This window comes from Pseudomonas sp. HP_12 (assembly GCF_055283955.1).
In genome coordinates, this window is the sequence record NZ_JBTOQG010000023.1 from 44,561 (window position 1) to 65,184 (window position 20,624).

A 20,624-nucleotide genomic window follows, 5' to 3' on the forward strand; every position below is an offset into this window, starting at 1 on the left:
CCCACAGGATCTGCCTGATCCGGGCATAGCCCATGCTAGAGTGCCTCCCACTTTTTCGGGAGGCGCCCATGCCGTTATCGTTTCGAACCACCGCTGCGTGGATGTTGCTGTTCACGCTGCCACTCCCCGCACTTGCCGAACCCATGCACGCGCAGTACCTGCCGCCGGACGAGTTGTCCGTGCGCGAGGGCGAACCCGAGCAGCAGCAATTGCTGCAGATCACTGAGTATTCGGTGGTGGTCGGCAGCCAGCGTCAGTCCAATCAGCAACCGATCCCGGTCACCTCGCCGCTGATTCTGCGCCTGAAAGGCAAGCCCATGAACAAGGGAGCGACCATTGCCGACGTGCTGATCCACTTCGACGGCGAAAGCAAAAGCCTGAAAAAACCGACGTACGACGAGCCGTCGCGCACGCTGACGCTCTATTACCCGGCGACGCAATACCGCGTGCTCGTGGACTTGCTGCGTAACGAAAAGGTCTACTGCCAATTCCTGAGCTATGCCAACGGTCACGTCTGGGCCGACCTGCACACCGGCAGCGTACGCGCGCGTTGAGCCGGCGACCGGGCGGGGGGTAAACTGCCCGCCCGTGAAATGTCCCGCAAGTCAGTTGGAGTCAGCAATGCGTAAAGATAAGAAGCAGGTGATTGGCGATGAAATCGGCGACGCCCAGATCAAGCTGTTCCTGGATTTCGAGCCGGTCGACGCCACGTCGCCGTCGCTGCACAAGCTGATCAAGGCCTACCGCGGCCTTCGCATCGACGACTTCGGGCGGTTTCTGACGTTCTTCAAGGAAGCCGGTTACGACCTCGACGGCAAAGACGAACACGGCAATGACTTCGTGGCGCTGATCAAGGATCAACGCAACGCCGAGGAATACATCGAACTGATCGACAGGGCCAAAGGCTGATTCGACCCGCTTCCCGGGCGCCGTCCCTCGGCGCCTGATGCTTCCCCCCGGTAATCAGGTCCTGCTTTCGCGCTCTCACTACAGAACCGAAAGACCCTTCCTACCGCCTCCTTCGGCGTTTGCGACTATCGAAAGCGGCACGCTGATTCATACTCAGCCCTGTGACAACGCTCACAGGAACGCGAGCAGGACGCTCGCATCATCAAGCGAAAAGGAATTCATGACATGAACAACGTAAAGACTTGCTTCACGCGCACAATCGCCGCCATCGCAATGATGGTCGCGGCAGCATCCGCTCAGGCGGCTTACCCCAATAAAATCCAGCTCAACATGGAGATGTGGAATCAAACAGGCATCGACCTTGCTCTTGTGTCGGCTAGTTGGGCCCCGGCCAATGCCGATTACACCGGTTACGGCTTTTCGGCTGACGCACCCACCGCATCTGTGTCCATCCCGCTGAAGAATCCGCGCAATGATTCTGCGAGTTTCCGCGTGAGCGGGGAGGGCAAAGTCTGCGAGTTCAAGGCAGCGCATTCAGTGACGTTCAGTTGGGTCTCGATCACGCCGGCACCGGAGAAGTCGGCAACGGGCAGGTCGCTCGGAACAGTACCGGCGGAATGCATCGCATCGGTGACCAAAGGGACGAACTCGATGCAGGCGTACTCCGTCAGATTTGTGATGAAGTAGCGTTGAAGCTGCAGCCCGGATCTTCCGGTTAAAGCGGCTGCCATTGAGTGCAAAAACAGAAAACCCCGCCTGGTTTGGCGGGGTTTTCTTTTACAGCTTTTTGAAGCAACCCAACGATCAGGCGAAAGTGGCTGCTTCGCTGTTCTGCACCAGATCCAGGCTGGCATCGCTCTGAGCACTGACACGCTGATAAAGCTGCGCATCGGTTTCCAGTGCCTTTTCGCGAGCCGGGAAGATCTCGTTCAGCTTGGTGGCCCACTCGGTGCGTGCCTTGTCCGGGAAGCAACGCTCGATCAGGTCCAGCATGATCGACACGGTCACTGAAGCGCCCGGCGAGGCGCCCAGCAGTGCGGCAAGGGAGCCGTCCTTCGCCGACACCAGCTCGGTACCGAACTGCAAAACGCCGCCTTTTTTCGGGTCTTTCTTGATGATCTGTACCCGTTGACCGGCCACTTCCAGGCGCCAGTCTTCGGCTTTGGCTTCCGGGTAGAAGCGGCGCAGTGCATCGAGCCGCTGCTCCATCGACTGCCGCACTTCACTGATCAGGTACTTGGTCAGGTCCATGTTGTCGCGGGCCACTGCCAGCATCGGCGCGATGTTGGCTGCGCGGATCGACAGCGGCAGGTCCAGCAGCGAACCGTGCTTGAGGAACTTGGTGGTAAAGCCGGCGTAAGGTCCGAACAGCAGGGACTTCTTGCCGTCGACAACGCGGGTATCCAGGTGTGGCACCGACATTGGTGGCGACCCCACTGCCGCCTGGCTGTACACCTTGGCCTGGTGATGCTTCACCACTTCAGGGTTATCGCAACGCAGCCACTGGCCGCTCACCGGGAAGCCGCCGAAACCCTTGCCTTCCTCAATGCCGGACATCTGCAGCAATGGCAACGCCGCGCCGCCTGCGCCCAGGAACACGAATTTGGCGTCGATGTTGCGAGTCTCGCCGCTGTTCACGTCCTTGATGGTGACGGTCCAGCCGTCACCCTGGCGGCTCAGGTCGGTGACGCGTTTGCAGTATTTGACCTGCGCATCGGGCGCGCTGGCCAAGTGCTTGAGCAGCATGTTGGTCAGGTTGCCGAAGTTGACGTCGGTGCCGTGCATGACCCGCGTCGCCGCGATAGGCTCATCGGCTGGACGGCCGGGCATCATCAGCGGCATCCACTCTGCCAGCTTGCTTTTGTCTTCGGTGTATTCCATCGAGGAAAAGGCGTGGTGCGGACGCAGTGCTTCGTAGCGTTTTTTCAGGTACGCCATGCCTTTTTCGCCCTGAACGAAACTCAGGTGCGGAACCGGCGTGATGAACGAGCGCGAGGAGCCGAACGTGCCTTTGCGAGCCAGGTAGGCCCAGAACTGTTTGGAGACTTCGAACTGGGTGTTGATGTGAATCGCTTTCTTGGTGTCGATCGAGCCGTCGGCCGCTTCCGGCGTGTAGTTCAGCTCGCACAGCCCGGCGTGGCCGGTACCTGCGTTGTTCCAGGGGTTGGAGCTCTCTGCAGCACCGGAATCCATCAGCTCGACGACTTCAACCTTGAGGCTCGGGTCCAGCTCTTTGAGCAGTACGGCGAGGGTGGCACTCATGATGCCTGCCCCGACCAGCACTACGTCGACTGCTTCGTTATGCGCCATTAACGCGTCTCCAAAATCTGCAGCACCAAATTGACGGCATGCGTTCCCGTGGTCAGTCGCCAGGTTCGGGCGGCGCGGTGTTCGCGCAGTGCCTCGTTCAACCTGGCCGGGATCGCCATGTCCGATTCTTCGCAATTTTTTGCATCTTCAGCGGACGCCACCGAACGAGCCTGGTTGATGCTTTATAAGGCAAGCATGAACGCATTTTTCGGCCCGTACAGCCATTCGACTATCGTCAAGGCGTCCGGTTGTGCAACCAAATCCGTAGCGGACAGGCTTCAGGCTCTTTTGACGGAGACTGCGGTGCGGTCGGTCCTTTGCAAGGGGGCTGGGTCAGACGCTAACGGTGCATTTACAAACGCGAAACTATTCATTTGCTTGCCACACTCTTGTGAAGTTGTGAAAACCCGTTTTTTTCACGCTCTTTTGGAGACGCGAACCTCAAAAAGGGCTGCGCGATGGCAGCTCTGCAGATCAGGTTCATACGCGATGTGAGGCAAGAACTGGCGAAGGACGTTCGGATTAATCGACGATCCGGCGTCTGCGCTGCGGCCACATCGGGCTGCACATGTCTGTGTGGAAGGCTCTCTGTGGGCGTTACGAAGGAGTCGATAATGGCTATCGACGATGCTGCGAGGCCCGATCAGGAGACGTCCTTATAATCGGGGGAAGATTATAGCGATGAAACGGGCAGAAATGATCCAGGAAAAATGACTTTTATTCGTCTTTTGGTCAGATGCTGAGCATATGCCGGGCGGTAATCGCACGTGACCGAGAAGTCACGCGGGCGCTGGAGGGGAGTGGGCGCTGCAGCCAGCACAGGTTTGCTTCGTGGACTTCGACCCAGCCCTGACCACAGGGCGTTTCCGCGCAGTGCTTGAACGCCAGGCAAATGCCGTGCTGGTCCAGACGGGCATAGTGACGATGACGGCGGCGCAACGAGAACAACGACCAAAGAAAGTCCATGGCAGGACTCCTTGCTGGAGAGTTGAAAAAAGTATGGCCGGCAGGCATGACACCGCTGTGACGTTGCGATTGCGCAATTGTGTTGATTTTGATCGTGTGGACACCGTCGTCTGCCCGGAACCGGTGAGATGGCACTTTGTCGTATCTTTACCCTAGTGAGCGGCCTTGGGAGGTCGCTATACTGCGGCACATTTTGTGCCTTGGCCCATGGAGAAATGAGCATGTTGCGTCGCGTTCTGTTCGGTTTGCTTGCCGCTGGCAGTCTGACCCTGGCGGGCTGTGCCCACAGCCCGCAATCCCTTACCCCGGAACCCAAGCTGAACGCTCAACTGGCGCCGGTCGGCCACGGCCAGCAAGTGGTCGTGCGCGTGGTTGACGGTCGTCAGTCGCAGCAACTGGGCACCCGTGGTGGCCTGTACCCGGAAACCAGTTCCATCACCGTCAACGGTCAGCAGTTGCTGCCGCAGCTGCAGGCCCAGGCTGAAGCCGGCGTGCGGTTGCTGGGTTTCACGCCCGTGCAGAATGGTAATGGTCCGCAGCTGACCGTCACCCTGGCAGACCTGAAGTACCAATCGCCGAAAGAGGGCCTGTACGTCACCGAAGCCAACATCAGCTCTACGTTCCGCGCTGACGTTCAGAACGCCGGCCGTAACTACAGCGGTCGCTACGCGGCCTCGCTGGATCAACGCTTCGGCATGGCGCCAAACGAAGAGACGAACACTAAGTTGATCAGCGACGTACTCAGTGACGCACTGACCCGCCTGTTCCAGGATCAGACGATTGGCCGCACCCTCGGCCAATAAGCTCAACGCCTGATTCTCATAAACAAAAAGCCCCGGTTTCGCGAGAACCCGGGGCTTTTGTTTATTCAGTGTCGCCTGGGACATACAGCGCAGGGTTTCAAGCTGCCTGATAGAAATCCAGAAAACTGAAACCGGTTTGCAGATCCACTTCCGGCAGATCGTTGTGCGCATGGCCGCCGAGCGCGCAGTACACCAGCCAGTGCCTGTCCTGGACGTTGAATGCCAGTGCGTCGATCAATGCTTCCTGTTCGTCGCTGGGGGCGATGAGGTAAAGGCGGTCCTGGTTGTGGGCGTGCAACATGACGCTCTCCGTGGCGGTGGGTCGATTTGAGGTCCCACACAGTGCCCGGTTCAGGTGACGTTAAGGTGACAGCGACTAGTGTGAGCGGCAGATCCAAACAGAGTCTGCGGCGCCCATTAATCCGGCGTCATCGAGGCACCATGTCGCTTATCCATCACGCCCCCGGTCTCGCCATCAACCTCTGCGCATTGCTCGCCGCCGGCCCCGGCATCTGGCTGCTGCACACCACCCGCACTCGCGAGCAGCGGGAGATGGCCCATCTGCACCATCTCACCGAACAAGCCCCGATCGACGAACCCATGCACCTGATGGATGTGCCCACCTTGCGCATGATCCGCCTGAGCTATCGGTTCGGCACGGCGTGCCTCGCGTTCGCGCTGTTGTTGTCGTGGGTGAGCACCAAGCTGTGATCGCTTAAAAGGCCAGCGTCACCCTGGCGTTCAGGGTCTGATCCGACGCATCGCTGCTCACTTGTCCGTTGTAACTCAGCCCGACGCTCAGCGTGTCGCTCAAGCCCAGATCGACCCCCGCACCAAGCACTGCTGCGCTGCGGGCAATCGGTGCGCCGGAGAGTTCGAAGGTGTCGCCGCCGCTGAAGGCCGCACGGCTCTCTGGCGTCACGTCGCCGTAGGCACGACGCCAGCCCAGTGTCGCGTTGGGCTTGATCGCGACGCTGCCCGCATTCAAGCGAGTAGCCGCACGCAGGCCGAGGGTGCTGAAGGTGATGTTGTTGTCTTGAGACTTGTTCTCCAGCCTGATCGCGTTGCTGTTTTCATCGAAGGAGTCCGTGTCCAGTCGCACATGGGCGAGGTTGGCGAAGGGCTCAAGTTGCGCATTGCCCAGCTCGATGGCGTAACCCAGTTCGCCAAATACCTGATTGGTCGCCGCGTTGTAATCTTCCTTGAAGTGCTCGGAAGCCCCGGGCAAGTCCAGCGTGCGCTTGGCCGTCAGCTCGTGCCAGGTGCGTACCGCGCCGAGGCGCAGGCCCAACTCGCCCCACTTGGCGCCGGCATAGACGCCCAGATGGTAGTTGTCGCTGTCAGTGGAGCCGGAGGCATGGCGCAGGTCGAAGCTGCTGTTGCTGAAACCGGCCATCGCGCCCACGCGCCACGTCTCGTCGAGCGGCACGTCAGCGCCGAACAGCAAACCGCTGGTGTGCGTGTCGAGGCCCGACACGTCACGGGTGCTGTCGGTTTTGCCGGTCGCACCGATGGCCTGAGTCCATACCACGCCACGGGAGTCGTCACCGACGAGGGTTTGCGTCGTGCCGCGAAGTGCCGGTGCCGACTGCGCTTGCTGCAAGCGATCGTTCACGGCGTTGCGCACCAGACGGCTGTCCTCGATCAGCGCGGACTGCGTCGACGCATGCAGCTCATTGGACAGTGCCTTGAACGTGGCCTGGGCGGTCGACGTATCGTCCTGCACCACTTCACGCCAAAGCGCGTTGCCAGCGCCCGCGCTGTCCAACCCTTGGGCGACGGCTCGGGCATTGCGGGTCGTCGCCAGGCTGGCGAAGGTTTGTGCGTTACGGTCCAGGGTCAGTCCGACATCGGTTGCCGTGTAGTTCAGCGTCGGGGTGAGGAAGGCGAAGTTGGTTTGCACATTGGCAAACGCGCCGTTGAGGCCACCGGCTGCCGAGAGAATCGAGTAACGGCTCGCGGCCAGCCAGTTACCGCCTTCAACCAGCGACAGCGTGCTGTTATTGAGGGTTGCACGGCCGCTGGCGACGATGCGGTCGGCATTGCCATTGGCGTCCGATTCGACCTGGTAGACCGAGCCCTGAGCAAGGTTTACATCACCGTTGACGTTCAGTTGCCCGACCGAATTACCCGGTGCAACCACGCCGCCCCGAGCGACATTGATGCCCCCGACGGTGCCATTGCCACCCAGCGTTGCGCCTTGCTGCACGCTGACGATGGAGTTGCCCAGGTCACCGTTGACCGCCAGCCGACCCGCTTGCACCGTCGTTGCACCGGACAGGCTGTTGTTGCCCGTCAGGTTAAGCGAGCCGACGCCACGTTTGATCAACGCACCGTTGCCCGTCAGGGTGTTGGCGAGGGTGTCGTTGGTCGACTGATCGACGACCAGCGTCGCGTTGTCGGTGATCGTCCCGCTGCCGAACGCCTTGGCATGGCCGGTCAGCACGCCACCGTTGATCACGGTGCCGCCCGAGTAAGTGTTATTGCCGGTCAGCATCAGATTGCCGCTGCCGTTTTTGATCAGCCCGCCGTTGCCGCTGATGTCGTTGCGCCAGGCGTCGATGGCGTTATAGCCGCCGAGGCTGGCGTCCATGTTGACCGTGACGTTGGAATTGAATGCCGCATAACCATCGCCCGCAGCGTACAGGTTCAGGCGGCCATAGCCACCTGACTGATCGATCACCGCATAGCCTGAGGAGATTTCGGTGGTCGCCAGAATCTCGCGGCGCTGACTGGCGTCCAGGTAAGGGAAGCGGGTTTCCAGCAACACTTCGGCGTTGGTTGGCACCACGGCGGCCAGGTTGGTCGGGCCCACCGGATCGAAGCCGTAGGTCATGCGCGAGGTGAACAGCGCCTTGTCCTGAGCGTGTTGAGACGTGCGATCGGTGGCCGGGTCAATGCTCGCCATGCAGTTGTTGACGTCGCCGCCGCATTGCGTCGTGAAATAACTCAGTGCCTGTGCGCGAGCATCGGTGCGCAGTTGGGCATTGGCCGGGTTGGAGAGGTTGTCGATGGCGAAGTACGTTGCGGTGATGCGTCCACCTATCACGTCGAACGGTGAGTGCATGCCGGCTTCAATGCGGTTGTCGCCAATTTCCGAGGCGCGCAGCATCAACTCGCTGAAACGCTCGGGAATGGCATAAGCCAGTGCGTATGAAGACAGGTACGCGGCGTTGGTATGGCCGCTGGGGAAACCCGAGTCGCTGGCCGGCGTGGTGCTTTCTGCCGGGCGCAGGGAGGGCGCCACCACGAAGGCCAGGCTCTGACCGTCCAGACTTTGCCGCCATGGGCGCGGATACAAGTAGTGGGATTTGGCGGGCGTTGTCGAGGCGTCGTTGCGTACAGCGCCGACCAGATCGACGACTTTGCCCAGCGCCGAAGACGAACTGCCTGCGCCATTGCCTTTATCGTCGTATTTGACGGTTTTGTTGCTGTCGTCGAACTGCGTGATGGTCGTGAAGGCGCCGGCACCTGCCTTGTAGGCAGCGCTCAACGAGCCGAGGCCGCTGATGGCGCTGTAGCTCTGGTCACGGCGATCATCGAAGTAGGCGGCGGTTTCCTGGGCGAGGGTCCGAGTGTTGGCGCGGTCGACCACGATTTGCAGGTTGCGCCGTAGCAGACTCTGACCCAGAGCTGTGGGGGTGCCCGTGTCCCAGGTCGCGCCGGTCGTCCATAAGGTATTGAATCCGGAAAGCAGGTCGACACCGTTGATGGTGTCGTCTCCCGCCCTGCTCGCGGCCTGGACCGATACGGCGAGCACTGAAAGTACCAGGGAAGACACCATTACATGGGCAACCGGTTTGCTGGATCGCATAGCGTACGCCTTCACTCATTTGGATAGCCGACGACCCTAGCAACCGTGTCTTACGCTTGAGTGTGTCAGCGGTGACACATTTGTGAAGGTGGATCTCGCCAAATCAACGTAGGCGCACAACGAAAAACGGCGCCCTTATGGCGCCGTTTTTCGTGAAAGGGAAGGGGACATTAAAGCGGCAACCCGGCCTTCACCCGGTACTGATTGCGCACCGGCATGGCGTATTGCTGAATCAGAAACGGACGGTGCTCGGCAGGGCAGCCATTGAGTCGGCGCTGCCATTCCTCTTGAGCGCGTTCCAGTTCGTCTGCCGGGAACACTTGAGCCGCGTTCGGCACTTGGAGCGCCGGCTCGGCGTTGGCCCATTGCGCGTACGCGAGGTAGTGCACCGGGAACAGCCGATAGCCGCCGAGAATCTGCCGGTCCATTTCGATGGCCAGCAGTTTGGTGTCCTCGAACAGCTCGGTGATCGGCGGGGCAAAGTTCACGTGCACGCGGCCTTTGTAGCCAGTGATCCCCAGCGCGATGCTGACGTCGTCCTCGCCCGGCACTTTGGTGTAACTGCCGGTGGTGGCGCGGATGTACAGCTCCCGCGCCTTGGCGTGATCGCACGGGTCGTATTCGTAGCTGATCGACACCGGCGTCAGGTTCAACGACTGAATGACTTCGCCAAACGGCTCGTCTTTACGGCTCATGTGGAACATCTTGAGGATGGCCGACTCGGTGCGGTCGTCGCCGTCTTTGGCGCGGCCTTCAGCCTGGGCGATCCAGATCGACTGGCAGTCATTGCGGATCGAATGATTGATGTACGCCGACAGCAACTGGTAAGCCGCCATCTTCTCGCGACGCCCGGTGATCGAGCGGTGCACGATGAAGCTCTTGTTCAGGCGCATCAGGTCGCTGACGAAAGGCTTTTGCAGCAGGTTGTCGCCAATGGCGATGCGCGGCGTTGGCAGCCCCGCGTGGTAGACCGCGTAATTGACGAAAGCAGGGTCCATCACAATGTCGCGGTGGTTAGCCAGAAACAGGTACGCAACCCCTGACTTGAACTGCTCGACGCCGGTGTAGGTCACACCGTCGGTGGCGCGTTCGATGGTGTGATCGACGTAATGCTCGACCTTGTCCTGCAGGGCCGCGACGGTGTCGATGCCGGCGAACTGGCGACGCAACTTGCGCGCGATGGCCGGTTGCAGAATCCAGCCGAGGGAGCCGGCCAGACGCGGAAATCGGAAATGCGTGAGGATCGCGAGGAACGCCTTGTCACCCAGCAGCCGATCAAGTACGGCTTTTACTTCGGTGTCGTCGTACGGTCGGATGGCATCGAATTCGCCCATCATGCTCTCTTGTCGGAAACGGCTAAGGTAAAGGAGGTCGAGTCCGGTGCAGCAGCGAGTCACGACACCACAGGCTTGATGCCTGGGCGGCGGCCGCACAACAAGGCGGCTTCGCTCAAGGTGTCGACTCAGGCTGATGCCCGGATGCTGAGGAATAAAGCTCGACCCGCAAACAAGTCGGCGATTATACGCAAAACTGGGCCCGGAGACTGCGATGCAGGAAATACAGGATTACGACTGCCCTTATTGTGGCGAACCGGTGGAGGCGATGCTGGATCTGTCCGGCGGCGATCAGACCTACATTGAAGATTGCCCCGTCTGCTGCCGGCCGATCAATTTCAGCCTGCAAACCGATGGGGAAGAGTGGACGCTGGACGTCCGCAGCGAGAACGAGTGATGCGCAAGATTTATGAGCCCGAACACCTGATGGAAGGTGAGCTGCTGCAGGCCATGCTCGCCAGCGAAGGCATCGAGTCCCACATCACCGGGCGTCATTTACTGGGCGCCGTTGGGGATTTGCCGGCGTTCGGGTTGTTGGGCCTGACGGTCGAGGATGACCAGGCCGGGCGGGCGCGTCTGTTGATCACCGAGTACAATGCCGCCTTTCCGCTGCCCGGTGACGAGCCGGACAGCTATCCCGATGTGTTGCTGTGCTGAATCCGGTTCGCGCGCGCCTCATTCGCTTTCAAAAAGAGTTGTGCTGAACCCATGTGTGGACGTTATGCGCTGTTTCGTTGGTCGCCTGCCTTTGCGGCCCTGCCCGGATTTCCGAGCGACCAGCAAGCGCAGTGGAATATTTCTCCTGCCGCTTCTGTCTTGATGGTCCGGGCAGCGCCGGGCGAGGTCGAGGAGGGCGCCGAGCGCGGACGCGAAGTGGCGCGGGCACGTTGGGGGCTGACGCCGCCCTGGCTTACCGACATGTCGCGCACGCCGGCCCATGCTCGCGCTGAAACCGTAGCGGAGCAGCCGATGTTCAAACAGGCGTTTCGTGAGCGACGTTGCCTGCTGCCGGCCAACGGCTTTTATGAGTGGCGTGGCAGCGTGCGCAAGCGGCCGTTCTGGCTCACGCCGGCCGAAGGATCGACGCTGTATTTCGCGGCGATCTGGGAGGCCTATCCCGTTGAAGGCCACACCTACCTGAGCGTTGCTGTGGTCACGCAGTCAGCCATGAGCCAGCGTCGACCGTTGATTCTCGACGAAGAAGGGCAGCGCGCCTGGCTTGATCCGGACTGCCCGCTGATCACTTTGCAGGCCATGCTCGCCGCCCCGCAGATGCAACTGCGCGAACGGCCTTTGGCCAATCTGGTGAACGATCCGAAGCTCAACGCGCCGGAATGCCTGACGCCGTTGTAGTGCTGTCTCACGGTGTGAATCGCGATCCCGTATTTCTTTCCTGTTACACAGCCGCGTTTTCCTGCGCCTTTTCACATGGCAGACGGCTGGCATCTGGTGCTCGGCCCGCGTATTGCCTAGGATGGCGCGATTGTTTCAATGGAGATACGAAATGCGCAGGATTTTTGCTCTTTGTGGCGTAACGGCAGCGTTGCTGGTGGCCGGGTGTCAGGCGGTCAATACCACCACCGGCGATTCGGTGGGTGTCGAGCGCAAGCAATACATGTTCAGCATGCTGTCGACGGACGAAGTCAACAAGATGTACGCCCAGTCCTATCAGCAGACGGTCAGCGAAGCCACGTCCAAAGGCGTGCTCGACAACAGCAGCGCCGAGGGCAAGCGCGTCCAGGCCATCGCCAAGCGTCTGATTGCCCAGGCACCGAAATTGCGGCCCGACGCGGCGCAGTGGCAGTGGGATGTAAACCTGATCAAAAGCGATGAGCTGAACGCCAACTGCGGTCCCGGCGGCAAGATCATCGTGTACAGCGGCCTGATCGATACGCTCAAGCTTAGCGATGACGAACTGGCGGCGGTCATGGGCCACGAAATTGCGCACGCCTTGCGCGAACACGGCCGTGAAGCCATGTCCAAGGCCTACGGTGTGCAGATGGCGAAGCAGGGCGCCGGTGCATTGTTGGGGTTGGGGCAGGACAGTCTGGCGCTGGCCGACACCGTGGTCGATTACAGCCTGACGCTGCCGAACAGCCGCGCCAATGAAAACGAAGCGGACTTGCTGGGCCTCGAGCTGGCTGCTCGCGCCGGTTACAACCCGAATGCCGCGATCACGCTGTGGCGGAAGATGGAAGCCCAAGGCGGCTCTTCGCAGCCGGAGTTCATGAGCACCCACCCGGCTTCGTCCAACCGGATCGCCTCGCTGCAGGCGGCGATTCCGAAAGTGATGCCGTTGTATCAGCAGGCGCCGAAGGGCTGATCAACGCCTGATCCCGGTAGCAGACACGGTCATGTGGAAGCGAGCTTGCTCGCGAAGAGGTCGGGACATCCGCTGCATCTTCAGCGACTGGAATGCCGTCTTCGTGAGCGAGCTCACTCCTACAGGGGGCTGGTGTCTGCGGCTACACCCAGCCGCTGATCTGCATCGCCTTGTACACCGCAACGATCGCCAGAATGAAGAACGCCCCTGCTGCCAGACGACGAATCAGCGTCAGTGGCAGTTTCTCCGCAGCAAAATTACCCGCCAGCACCACCGGCACATTGGCCAGCAACATGCCCAGCGTCGTGCCGAGGATCACCAGCCACAAGCTTGGGTATTGCGCCGCCAGCATGACGGTCGCGATCTGCGTCTTGTCGCCGATTTCCGCGATGAAGAACGCGATCAGCGTGGTCAGGAAGGGGCCGAACTTGCGACTGGTGCTGGCTTCGTCGTCGTCCAGTTTGTCCGGAACCAGCGTCCACAGCGCCGTGGCGGTAAAGCTGGCGGCCAGGATCCAGTGCAGAACGGCGTCGGAGAGATAGCTGCTGAACCATGCGCCAACGGCACCGGCCGCAGCATGGTTGGCCAGCGTGGCTGCGACAATCCCGGCAATGATGGGCCAGGGTTTGCGGAAGCGAGCGGCAAGAACGAGCGCGAGGAGTTGGGTCTTGTCACCGATTTCAGCCAGTGCGACGACAGCGGTGGGGACCAACAGGGATTCCAGCATCAGGGATTTCCTAAGGGGCGGGTCAACACGGCTATGACACGTACAACCTCCCCGCCCCGGGTCAGGATGTTCGTGTCATAGGTCTTGTCAAACCACCGATCCGTCTGAGCGGATCTGGGGTCGCACGCACCATGGTCTGAGGACCAAGTATGTTGATGCGTGCCGGACGAGCATGGCGCTCGTGGGAGACTACTCCCCTAGGACGGTGCGGATTCTGCCTACACGTCTCGTGTTCGGCAAGCGCTAATTATCACGCACGTTTCGCACGGTAAATCCGGAAACCCTGACCCTCGGCCATGATTGCGCACGGCCCCAGATGCGACTCGATGATCGGCTGATAGCGCAGGAAGCTGTTAGCAACCAGGCGCAGTTCGCCGCCTTTTCTCAGATGTTCTCGTGCTTTTTTCAGCAGATTTTCAGTCGCGGCGTAATCAGTGTGGACGCCTGTATGGAACGGTGGATTGGTCAGAATCACGTCCAGATCGCTCGGTGTGGCGTCGATTCCGTTACCCGTCAGCACGTCGGCTTCAAGGCCATTGGCGGCGAGGGTTAGACGGCTGCTGGCGGTGGCGAACGCATCGACATCCAGCATGGTCACGCGGGTTTCGGGGTAGCGGCGTTTGACCGCTGCACCGAGAACGCCCGCGCCGCAGCCGAAATCGAGCAAATGGCCGCCGGGAAGTCGATCAATGTTTTCCAGCAACAGGGCCGAACCCCGGTCCAGACGGCCGTGGCTGAACACGCCCGGCAGACTCACCACCTTCAACGCGCCGCCTTCGATTTCGATGTCGAAACGTTTGGCCAGGCTGTCGAGCTCAACCACTTGCGGAGGCGTTTCGACGGTGACTTGCCAGAGCTGGCAATGCCGGGCGCTGTCGAGTTTGCGCGTACGCCCGAACGGGCTTAGCTGGCGGGCGGCGGCTTCGATGCCACCGCGCTTTTCACCGACCAGAAACAGCTCGCGTCCGGACAGACGGGAAGCGAGCGCGTTGATGAGGTAGTCAGCAAGGTCGCGGGCCTTGGGCAAGAACAGCACCGCGGCTTCAAAGGGTTCGGCAGGGGCTTCGGTGCCGAAGTGCACGCGCTCGGGAAAACGCGTATCGAGGGTATCGAAGTCCCCCGCGTGCCAGCTCCAGCCGCGCGCGTTGGGCAGCTTGCTCAGCAAGTCGTCGGCAGGGAGGCCGGTCAGCAGCAAGGAACCCTGAAACAAATCGGCCTGTCGGAGTAACACTTCACTGCGCGGGTCCATCATCGGCTCCTTGAAAAAAAGGGCGAAGTCTAACAGGCCTGCCATGCCGCGCACGCGCTGTGCGGCCGAGTGGCGAGCCTGCGAAAAGCTCCGTGTCAGCTGACGACGCGGACCGGCTTACCCTCATAGAACGCCAGAGCGTTTTCGTTGATCTGGCCGACGATGCGCTGCCGGGCTTCCTGGCTGCCCCATGCGCTGTGGGGCGTGATGATCAAGCGCGGAATATCGCCCGACAGCAGCGGATTGCCATTAACCGGGGGCTCGACCGTCAGCACGTCGGTGGCCGCGCCGCCGAGATGGCCGTTGCGCAGGGCATCGGCCAGTGCCTGCTCGTTGATCAAGCCGCCGCGCGCGGTGTTGACGATGAAGGCTTTGGGTTTCAGCAGGCTCAACTCGTGGGCGCCAATCATGTCCCGAGTGTGCTCGTTGAGCGGGCAGTGCAGGGTGAGGGCATCGACCTGGGGCAGTAGCTCATTCAGTGGCACGCGATCAGGGCGAGCAGGACGACCGGGGATCTGACCCGACAGCACGCGCATGCCGAAGGCTTCGGCCAGCTTCGCGACCGCGCCGCCCAGCTCGCCATGACCCAGCAGCCCCAGCGTTTTGCCTTCCAGCTCGACGATAGGGAAGTCCAGCAGGCAGAACTGCTTCGATTTCTGCCACTGGCCCTGATGAATGGCCTGTTGATAGTCAGGCAAGCGGGTGGCCATCGCCAGCAGCAGCATCAGCGTGTGCTGGGCCACGGAAGGGGTGCCGTAGCCCTGACAATTAGTGACCACCACGCCATGCTTACGGGCGGCATCGAGGTCGACGTTGTTGACGCCGGTCGCCGTCACCAGCACAAGTTTCAGATTCGGGCAGGCGGCGAACGTGGCGGCATCGATCATGATCTTGTTGGAAATCGCCACATCGGCGTCCTTCAAACGCTCGGCCACCTGATCGGGTGTGGTGCTGCCATGCAGCACCAGTTCGCTGAAGGTTTCACGCCACGGCGCGAGGTCGAGATCCCCCAGATCCAGAGAGGTGTGATCCAGGAAAACTGCTCTGCGTTGAGTGGGCATCAGCTGTACCTTTTGCTCGGTGGGTGGGAGGCGTAATGTGACGAGCCTACCAGAGCCTGCCGCTCGCCATAACGCCTGGAGAACTTCGATGTACTGGACCGAATTTTTAACCGTTGCGCTGATTCACCTGCTGGCCGTCGCCAGCCCCGGTCCGGATTTCGCGGTCGTCGTGCGCGAAAGCGTGACCCACGGGCGCAAGGCCGGCACCTACACGGCCATGGGCGTGGGCACCGCGATTTTCCTGCACGTCGGCTATTCGCTGCTGGGCATTGGCCTGATCGTTTCGCAGTCCATCGTCCTGTTCAATGCCTTGAAATGGGCTGCGGCGGCGTACCTGATTTACATCGGCATCAAAGCACTGCGCGCAAAACCTGCAAACGCATCGGACGCGCCCGTGGACATCGCCAAAGGCGAGCGCACCGCGCGTGGCGCCTTCACGGCGGGGTTCGTGACCAATGGGCTGAACCCGAAAGCGACGCTGTTTTTCCTGTCGCTGTTCACCGTCGTGATCAATCCGCACACGCCGATGCTGGTTCAGGCGGGCTATGGCGTTTACCTGGCATTCGCGACCGGCGCATGGTTCTGCCTGGTGGCACGCCTGTTCAGCCAGCCTCGGATTCGCGCGGGCTTTGCGCGGATGGGCCATTGGTTTGATCGGGCGATGGGTGGGGTGCTTGTTGCACTGGGTTTGAAGCTGGCGTTGACGGAAATGCATTGATGGCATCGGGACAGACTGGAAATTGAGTTGGGCGGCGTTGCGGTCATCAGAACGCTCTGTTCCATGATACGCATCCCAAAGCAGGAGTGAGCTTGCTCGCGATCGGCTGCGCAGCAGTCGTCAAACTGACGCTTCGGCTATGCCTGACACACGGCATGCACCGGTCTGCTGCCGCTTCGCACCAGATCGCGAGCAAGCTCACTCCTACAGTTTGCGCAGGGTCTGAAGACTTCGCCCCAGACCACGGACCGCGTATCGCCGTGCGCAGATGCCGCGCCAGACGACGATCAATGCAGGAGTGAGCTTGCTCGCGATCGGCTGCGCAGCAGTCGTCAAACCCGACGCGCAATTCATCCCTTCGGCTGATCCGATCGACGCGCCCAGGCCCTACAGTGCATATTTTCAGCCCCCGCACCTGCACCGTGAAAAGGGATTCCTATGCTGCACACCCGCGTGATTCCGCCCGCCGAAGGGGCGTACCAGTATCCTCTGTTGATCAAGCGACTGCTGCTGTCAGGCGTGCGCTACGAAAAAAACCGTGAAATCGTTTACCGGGACCATTCGCGCTATTCGTATCAAATGCTCAACGAGCGCATCTGCAGGCTGGCCGGTGCGCTGACGGCGGCCGGGGTCAAGGCGGGTGACACCGTGGCGGTGATGGACTGGGACAGCCATCGTTACCTGGAGTGCATGTTCGCGATTCCGATGATTGGCGCGGTGATCCACACCATCAACGTCCGGCTTTCGCCCGAGCAGATCCTGTTCACCATGAACCATGCCGAAGACAAGCTCGTGCTGGTGAACAGCGAATTCGTGCCCCTCTACAACGCCATCGCCGGGCAACTGACGACCGTCGAAAAAACACTGTTACTGACCGACACCGACACCGATGGCGCGACGGTCGACCTGCCCAATCTCGTGGGCGAGTACGAAGCGTTGCTGGCCGCGGCGAATCCGCACTATCAATTCGAGGATTTCGACGAGAACTCGGTGGCGACGACGTTCTACACCACCGGCACGACAGGGAACCCCAAAGGCGTGTATTTCACCCATCGCCAGCTCGTGCTGCACACCATGGCCGTCGCGACGATCATGGGCAGCGTCGAAGGCATTCTGGGCGGCGACAAGGTTTACATGCCAATCACGCCGATGTTCCACGTTCATGCGTGGGGCGTGCCTTATGCCGCGACCATGCTGGGCGCGAAACAGGTGTATCCCGGCCGTTACGACCCCGAGTTGCTGGTGGAGCTCTGGCAGAAGGAAAAGGTCACGTTTTCCCACTGCGTGCCCACCATCATGCAAATGGTCCTCAACGCCAAAGCCGCCCAGAACATGGATTTCACCGGCTGGCACATCATTATCGGCGGCAGCTCGCTCAATCGTTCGCTGTACGAGGCAGCCAAGGCCAAAGGCATTCAGCTGTCTGCCGCCTACGGCATGTCCGAGACCGGGCCATTGGTGTCGGTTGCGCACCTGAATGACGACTTGATGGCCGCCAGTGAAGACGAACGGACCGCCTACCGAATCAAGGCCGGCGCGCCGGGCGTGCTGGTTGAGGCGGCGATTGTCGATGGTGAGGGCAATTTCCTGCCTTCCGACGGCGAGACCCAGGGCGAACTGGTGCTGCGCGCACCGTGGCTGAGTGAAGGTTATTACCGCGAGCCGGAGAAGGGCGCCGAACTGTGGGCTGGGGGCTGGCTGCACACCGGAGACGTGGCGACGCTGGACAGCATGGGCGGGATCGACATACGCGACCGCATCAAAGACGTGATCAAGACCGGCGGCGAGTGGGTATCGTCGCTGCAGCTGGAGGATCTCTGCAGTCGTCATCCCGGTGTGCGCGAAGTGGCTGTGGTGGGCATCGCCGACCCCCAGTGGGGCGAGCGCCCGTTTGCGCTGCTGGTCGCTCGCGAGGGTCACGTCCTGGATGCCAAGACCCTTAAGGAACATCTCAAGCCGTTTGTGGAACAGGGGCACATTAACAAGTGGGCGATTCCGAGCCAGATCGCCCTTGTTACCGAAATTCCCAAGACCAGCGTCGGCAAGCTCGACAAGAAGCAAATACGTCAGAACATCCTCGAATGGCAGGGCAGTAACAGCGCTTTCCTCTCCACGCTCTGACCCTGTCCTTCGCGGCCACTTCATCGGTTCATCCCCGTGAAAATGTGCCGCGAAGGCTCTAATCCGGCGTCTTCCTTGCCAATTCTCTTTTTTCAGCCATGCTCCCCCTGCGTTGTGATTTGCCACTCTGGAGTCGGCGTGCCAGAGGTGTTGGCGCTGCAAATCACACTTTAGAGGGATCAAGCAGCAGCACCTGCTGGCTATAGTCGGCAGTAGGTAGGTACCGGAGAAAAAGCGCACTGATCGTTTCGCAGTTGTTTGGCTGCCCGATCGGCGTTGACACCCAGGCACTGCGGCCCGTCCGCCTGAGTCGTTTCTGGAAGCACCCACTGCCATAAAAATAAAAGCACATGGAGTAGCGTCGATGACATCAGCTAACCAGTTCTGGCGCCGGGCTAAATTGCCCCTGGCCGTCAGCCTCGCTTCCACGCTCGCCGGCCCTGCATTCGGCGTCAGTTTCAATATCGGAGAAATCGAAGGCAACTTCGACTCGTCGCTCTCAATAGGGGCAAGCTGGTCCACCCAGAACGCCAACAAGAACCTGATCGGCTCCAACAACGGCGGTCACGGTCTTTCGCAAACCTCCGACGACGGTCACTTGAACTTCAAAAGCGGCGAAACGTTTTCGAAGATCTTCAAGGGCATCCACGATCTTGAACTGAAATACGGCGACACCGGTGTGTTCCTGCGGGGCAAGTACTGGTACGACTTCGAGCTCAAGGATGAAAGCCGTGACTTCAAGGACATCAGCGATTCCGGCCGCAAGGAAGGCGCCAAATCCTCAGGTTTCGAGCTGCTCGACGCATTCGTCTATCACAACTATTCCATTGCCGATGAGCCGGGTTCGGTGCGTCTGGGCAAGCAAGTCGTCAGTTGGGGTGAAAGTACCTTCATCCAGGGCGGCATCAACAGCATCAACCCGGTCGACGTGTCCGCGTTCCGTCGCCCTGGCTCGGAAATCAAGGAAGGCCTGATTCCGGTCAACATGTTCTACCTGTCCCAAAGCCTGACCGAAAACCTCTCGGCTGAAGGCTTTTACCAGCTGGAATGGGACCAGACCGTCGTCGACAACTGCGGCACCTTCTTCTCGCAACCGGACGTGATCGCGGACGGCTGCAACAGCAACCTGGCCGTACTGCGTACCCGCAACAGCCTCAATGCGGCTCTGCCTGCCGCGTTGCGTGGCCCCGTTCAGAACACGCTGTCTGCGCGTGGCGTGAACTTTGGTAATCCTGACGAGGGCGCAGTGGTTGCCCGCGGCCCTGATCGCGATGCCCGGGACAGTGGCCAGTATGGCCTGGCCATGCACTACAACTTCGAGCCGCTGGACACCGAGTTCGGCGCCTATTACATGAACTACCACAGCCGTCTGCCGATCTTCAGCGGCAAGGGCGGGCCGGCAAGCGCCTACAGCGCAGCGGGCCTGGTTGGCGGTCTGGCGGCCAACGGCGTTCCTCGAGGCGTCGCGGCGGCCCTCGCGCCAACCCTGTTGCCCGTCGTGGTCGCTGCCAACTCCAGCTACTACGTTGAATACCCGGAAGATATTCACCTGTTCGGCCTGAGCTTCTCCACCACCTTGCCCACCGGCACGGCGTGGAGCGGCGAAGTCAGCTATCGCCCTAACGCACCGGTGCAGTTGAACACTACCGACATCCTGTATTCCGGCCTGTCGCCGCTGAACTCGAACGTGTCGCTGCTGCAGGGCGCACCCGGCCAGGACCAGAAAGGCTATCGCCGCAAGGAAATCAGCCAGGCGCAGACCACCTTCACGCACTTCTTCGACCAAGTGATGGGCGCCGAACGTCTGACCGTGGTGGGTGAGGTGGGCTGGACCCACGTCGGCGGGCTGGAAAGCACCTCGAAACTGCGTTATGGCCGCGACCCGAGCTATGGCCCGGGCCCGCTGCCAGGCGGTCAATGTCAGACCCTCAACGCCAGTACCCTGGGCACTGCCGCGCAGAACAACCTCAGCCGCTACTGCGAAAACGATGGCTTCACCACCACCGATTCGTGGGGTTACCGCGCCCGCGCCATCTGGGATTACAACAACGTCTTCGCCGGGGTGAACCTGCGTCCGAGCGTGGCCTGGTCCCACGACGTCGACGGCTACTCGCCAGGTCCCGGCGGCAACTTCGAGGAAGGTCGCAAGGCCGTGAGTCTGGGCCTCGACGCCGAGTACCAGAACACCTACACCGCCAACCTTTCCTACACCAACTTCTTCGACGGCAAGTACACCACCGTGGACGATCGCGACTTCGTAGCGCTCAGCTTCGGCATGAACTTCTAAGG

At 60.8% G+C, this 20,624-nt stretch carries 20 protein-coding genes and 1 riboswitch; of the genes, 12 read left to right on the forward strand and 8 right to left on the reverse strand.

The window, feature by feature from the left end:
- Nucleotides 1-68: 68 nt before the first annotated feature.
- From ACYASU_RS15485 to ACYASU_RS15495, 3 genes are all read left to right on the forward strand, one after another.
- Complete coding sequence (locus tag ACYASU_RS15485) at nucleotides 69-554, forward strand: hypothetical protein (RefSeq protein ID WP_463583305.1); 486 nt, start codon at nucleotides 69-71, stop codon at nucleotides 552-554.
- Nucleotides 555-621: 67 nt separating this feature from the next.
- Entirely contained in the window at nucleotides 622-909 is a 288-nt protein-coding gene (locus ACYASU_RS15490) for a PA4642 family protein (RefSeq protein ID WP_282369487.1), read from the forward strand.
- A 225-nt stretch (nucleotides 910-1,134) separates the two neighbouring features.
- Nucleotides 1,135-1,596, forward strand: a complete 462-nt coding sequence (locus ACYASU_RS15495; protein ID WP_463583306.1) for a hypothetical protein — start codon at nucleotides 1,135-1,137, stop codon at nucleotides 1,594-1,596.
- 117 nt (nucleotides 1,597-1,713) lie between these two features.
- Here ACYASU_RS15495 and mqo read toward each other — a convergent pair whose 3' ends face one another.
- Together mqo and ACYASU_RS15505 are read right to left on the reverse strand one after the other, a co-directional pair.
- Entirely contained in the window at nucleotides 1,714-3,219 is a 1,506-nt protein-coding gene (gene mqo, locus ACYASU_RS15500) for a malate dehydrogenase (quinone) (protein WP_192174931.1), read from the reverse strand.
- A 732-nt stretch (nucleotides 3,220-3,951) separates the two neighbouring features.
- Nucleotides 3,952-4,185: a hypothetical protein gene (locus tag ACYASU_RS15505; RefSeq protein ID WP_346626974.1), complete on the reverse strand. Its 234-nt coding sequence runs from the start codon at nucleotides 4,183-4,185 to the stop codon at nucleotides 3,952-3,954.
- 221 nt (nucleotides 4,186-4,406) lie between these two features.
- On the opposite strand from ACYASU_RS15505, the gene ACYASU_RS15510 reads away from it, so the two are divergent.
- Entirely contained in the window at nucleotides 4,407-4,988 is a 582-nt protein-coding gene (locus ACYASU_RS15510; RefSeq protein ID WP_192174929.1) for a YajG family lipoprotein, read from the forward strand.
- A gap of 97 nt (nucleotides 4,989-5,085) precedes the next feature.
- On the opposite strand, the gene ACYASU_RS15515 is transcribed toward ACYASU_RS15510, so the two are convergent.
- The gene (locus ACYASU_RS15515; RefSeq protein WP_065991803.1) at nucleotides 5,086-5,289 is read right to left on the reverse strand and encodes a hypothetical protein; all 204 of its coding nucleotides are present in this window, start codon (nucleotides 5,287-5,289) and stop codon (nucleotides 5,086-5,088) included.
- Nucleotides 5,290-5,429: 140 nt separating this feature from the next.
- On the opposite strand from ACYASU_RS15515, the gene ACYASU_RS15520 reads away from it, so the two are divergent.
- Complete coding sequence (locus ACYASU_RS15520; RefSeq protein ID WP_172609708.1) at nucleotides 5,430-5,699, forward strand: hypothetical protein; 270 nt, start codon at nucleotides 5,430-5,432, stop codon at nucleotides 5,697-5,699.
- Nucleotides 5,700-5,703: 4 nt separating this feature from the next.
- On the opposite strand, the gene ACYASU_RS15525 is transcribed toward ACYASU_RS15520, so the two are convergent.
- On the reverse strand, nucleotides 5,704-8,802 hold the full coding sequence (locus ACYASU_RS15525; protein WP_463583307.1) for an autotransporter domain-containing protein: 3,099 nt from the start codon (nucleotides 8,800-8,802) through the stop codon (nucleotides 5,704-5,706).
- A 170-nt stretch (nucleotides 8,803-8,972) separates the two neighbouring features.
- Complete coding sequence (locus ACYASU_RS15530) at nucleotides 8,973-10,136, reverse strand: 1-acyl-sn-glycerol-3-phosphate acyltransferase (protein ID WP_463583308.1); 1,164 nt, start codon at nucleotides 10,134-10,136, stop codon at nucleotides 8,973-8,975.
- A gap of 214 nt (nucleotides 10,137-10,350) precedes the next feature.
- Between ACYASU_RS15530 and ACYASU_RS15535 the strand changes: the two genes are divergently transcribed.
- The 4 genes from ACYASU_RS15535 to ACYASU_RS15550 all read left to right on the forward strand — a co-directional run bounded on the left by ACYASU_RS15535 (nucleotide 10,351) and on the right by ACYASU_RS15550 (nucleotide 12,459).
- A complete protein-coding gene (locus ACYASU_RS15535; protein ID WP_463583309.1) occupies nucleotides 10,351-10,533 on the forward strand; it encodes a CPXCG motif-containing cysteine-rich protein in 183 nt (60 codons plus the stop codon).
- Complete coding sequence (locus ACYASU_RS15540; protein ID WP_463583310.1) at nucleotides 10,533-10,793, forward strand: putative signal transducing protein; 261 nt, start codon at nucleotides 10,533-10,535, stop codon at nucleotides 10,791-10,793. The genes ACYASU_RS15535 and ACYASU_RS15540 overlap by 1 nt, the downstream gene beginning before the upstream one ends.
- Nucleotides 10,794-10,844: 51 nt before the next feature.
- Nucleotides 10,845-11,489 carry an SOS response-associated peptidase gene (locus tag ACYASU_RS15545; protein ID WP_192174924.1) on the forward strand — a complete coding sequence of 215 codons (645 nt, stop codon included), beginning with the start codon at nucleotides 10,845-10,847 and terminating at the stop codon, nucleotides 11,487-11,489.
- 151 nt (nucleotides 11,490-11,640) lie between these two features.
- On the forward strand, nucleotides 11,641-12,459 hold the full coding sequence (locus ACYASU_RS15550; protein ID WP_463583311.1) for a M48 family metallopeptidase: 819 nt from the start codon (nucleotides 11,641-11,643) through the stop codon (nucleotides 12,457-12,459).
- A gap of 142 nt (nucleotides 12,460-12,601) precedes the next feature.
- On the opposite strand, the gene ACYASU_RS15555 is transcribed toward ACYASU_RS15550, so the two are convergent.
- From ACYASU_RS15555 to ACYASU_RS15565, 3 genes are all read right to left on the reverse strand, one after another.
- Entirely contained in the window at nucleotides 12,602-13,186 is a 585-nt protein-coding gene (locus ACYASU_RS15555) for a TMEM165/GDT1 family protein (protein ID WP_074884042.1), read from the reverse strand.
- Nucleotides 13,187-13,275: 89 nt separating this feature from the next.
- Nucleotides 13,276-13,396, reverse strand: a riboswitch (yybP-ykoY riboswitch).
- 40 nt (nucleotides 13,397-13,436) lie between these two features.
- The gene (locus tag ACYASU_RS15560) at nucleotides 13,437-14,435 is read right to left on the reverse strand and encodes a methyltransferase (RefSeq protein WP_463583312.1); all 999 of its coding nucleotides are present in this window, start codon (nucleotides 14,433-14,435) and stop codon (nucleotides 13,437-13,439) included.
- Between the two features lie 95 nt (nucleotides 14,436-14,530).
- Complete coding sequence (locus ACYASU_RS15565; RefSeq protein ID WP_463583313.1) at nucleotides 14,531-15,496, reverse strand: 2-hydroxyacid dehydrogenase; 966 nt, start codon at nucleotides 15,494-15,496, stop codon at nucleotides 14,531-14,533.
- Nucleotides 15,497-15,584: 88 nt separating this feature from the next.
- Between ACYASU_RS15565 and ACYASU_RS15570 the strand changes: the two genes are divergently transcribed.
- The 3 genes from ACYASU_RS15570 to ACYASU_RS15580 all read left to right on the forward strand — a co-directional run bounded on the left by ACYASU_RS15570 (nucleotide 15,585) and on the right by ACYASU_RS15580 (nucleotide 20,622).
- A complete protein-coding gene (locus tag ACYASU_RS15570) occupies nucleotides 15,585-16,214 on the forward strand; it encodes a LysE family translocator (protein ID WP_282369521.1) in 630 nt (209 codons plus the stop codon).
- Between the two features lie 438 nt (nucleotides 16,215-16,652).
- On the forward strand, nucleotides 16,653-18,335 hold the full coding sequence (locus tag ACYASU_RS15575) for a fatty acid--CoA ligase (protein ID WP_463583314.1): 1,683 nt from the start codon (nucleotides 16,653-16,655) through the stop codon (nucleotides 18,333-18,335).
- A 364-nt stretch (nucleotides 18,336-18,699) separates the two neighbouring features.
- Nucleotides 18,700-20,622: a DUF1302 domain-containing protein gene (locus ACYASU_RS15580; protein WP_463583315.1), complete on the forward strand. Its 1,923-nt coding sequence runs from the start codon at nucleotides 18,700-18,702 to the stop codon at nucleotides 20,620-20,622.
- The last annotated feature ends 2 nt before the right edge of the window (nucleotides 20,623-20,624 follow it).